This window comes from Candidatus Bartonella washoeensis Sb944nv (genome assembly GCF_000278135.1).
Taxonomy (GTDB): Bacteria; Pseudomonadota; Alphaproteobacteria; order Rhizobiales; family Rhizobiaceae; genus Bartonella; species Bartonella washoeensis.
Window position 1 is genome coordinate 1 of record NZ_JH725032.1, and the last position, 1,518, is coordinate 1,518.

Genomic DNA, 1,518 nt, shown 5'->3' on the forward strand with positions numbered 1-1,518 from the left:
TTAGGTAAGTATCAAAATGGAAAAATATGAAAAAAATATAAAATCCGTATTGACATTAAAGGAAGGCTCGTTTAGAAGGGTGTCAAGTGTGTAGAAACGCTAAACCAACAGCGGGTAGGTTACGAAACAGCCTCTCCCATGATTAAAATACTGATTGTCTTTTATGCTTTAAAGAGCATATAACGATTTTGTCGGGTGTAGTTACGCCATACAATACCTTTTCGAAGGAAAAGCGTAACAACGGACTGTTGGCCGTGTTTCTAGCGCCCGGCGCCCTTAAGGGGTGTCAATAGAAACATTAGAACTAACAGGATTACTAGCATGAATTCTATAGAAAAAAACGAACTCAATATAACCACTGATTTTTTATGCGATTTGTGGATGGCTGTGTTTAAGGAAGTTAACAGTGGTTATACTGAATGTGAATATAGCAATGCTTTAGTAGAGCTTATGGCTGATCTTGAAAAAGTCTTGATTTTAAAATCACAAAATGAAATTCCGAATGTTGCAAAAATCTTAGCAATTATTACAGAGTTTGGTCAATCCGAACCAATACAATCAATAGCTCCATTGTTGAAAGCTTATAGCCCTGTTTTGAGTGAAAAACCTCATCAGTCATTAAAAGCAGCGTAACGAACGGCGTGTGGAGGGCGCCAGCTTTTTAACTTTCACAGGAGATAAAGATGTCACAATATTTAATAGATGTAAATCAAACCAACATTGATGGTGAATTAGTTCAAACAGTGAACGCACGTGAATTACATGCATTTTTAGAAGTTAAAACCAGTTTTAAAGATTGGATTATTCGTCGTATTAAAGAATGTAAATTTAAAGAAGGTTATGACTTTTGCTCTTTTTTGAGCGAAAGTTCAGGAGGTCGTCCTTCTAAAGATTATGCTCTCACATTAGACATGGCTAAACACCTTTCAATGATAGAGCGTAATGAAAAAGGACACCAAGCAAGAGAATACTTCATTGAATGTGAACGGCGTGCAAAACAAATAACCACACCACAAATCGATTACGCAAGTCCACAGGTAATGTTAGGTGTCTTGACGCATCTAAAAAACGAGAATGAACGTAAAGACATCATAATCTCAGAATTAAAACCAAAGGCAATAGCTTTTGAAGGCTTAAAACGCTCCGATGGCTTATTTGGTATTATAGAGGCAGCCAAAATATTGGAAGTAAGACCTAAAGATTTAACAGATTATTTGCGGAGTCATGATTGGGTATACAGAAGAGCGCCTAGCGCTCCTTTGTTACCCTATCAAGATAAGATCAAAAAAGGTCTTATGGATTGTCCTGTTATAGTTATTCAAAAACCTGATGGTTCAGAAAAGTTGATACCGTCAACAAAGATAACATCCAAAGGATTAGCATATTTAAGAGAAGAAATTTATGGGAATATGCAATAATTTTAAAAAAGCAGCGGCGTTGCGGGGGCGCCTTCTCAAATTTCCATTAAAATTTTATTAGATATTTAGATTAGGAGTAACACCTATGGCTAATAAAAAT

Annotated in this window: 2 protein-coding genes; both read left to right on the plus strand. The window is 36.0% G+C overall.

The genetic code is table 11. From position 1 onward, the window contains the following. Positions 1-330: 330 nt before the first annotated feature. On the plus strand, positions 331-633 hold the full coding sequence (locus MCQ_RS08510; RefSeq protein WP_035008316.1) for a hypothetical protein: 303 nt from the start codon (positions 331-333) through the stop codon (positions 631-633). A 50-nt stretch (positions 634-683) separates the two neighbouring features. After that, on the plus strand, positions 684-1,418 hold the full coding sequence (locus tag MCQ_RS08515; RefSeq protein WP_006924800.1) for a phage antirepressor Ant: 735 nt from the start codon (positions 684-686) through the stop codon (positions 1,416-1,418). The last annotated feature ends 100 nt before the right edge of the window (positions 1,419-1,518 follow it).

Coding starts and splice junctions, on each gene's coding strand:
- MCQ_RS08515 (WP_006924800.1), top strand. CDS start 684: ATGTCACAATATTTAATAGATGTAAATCAAACCAACATTGATGGTGAA.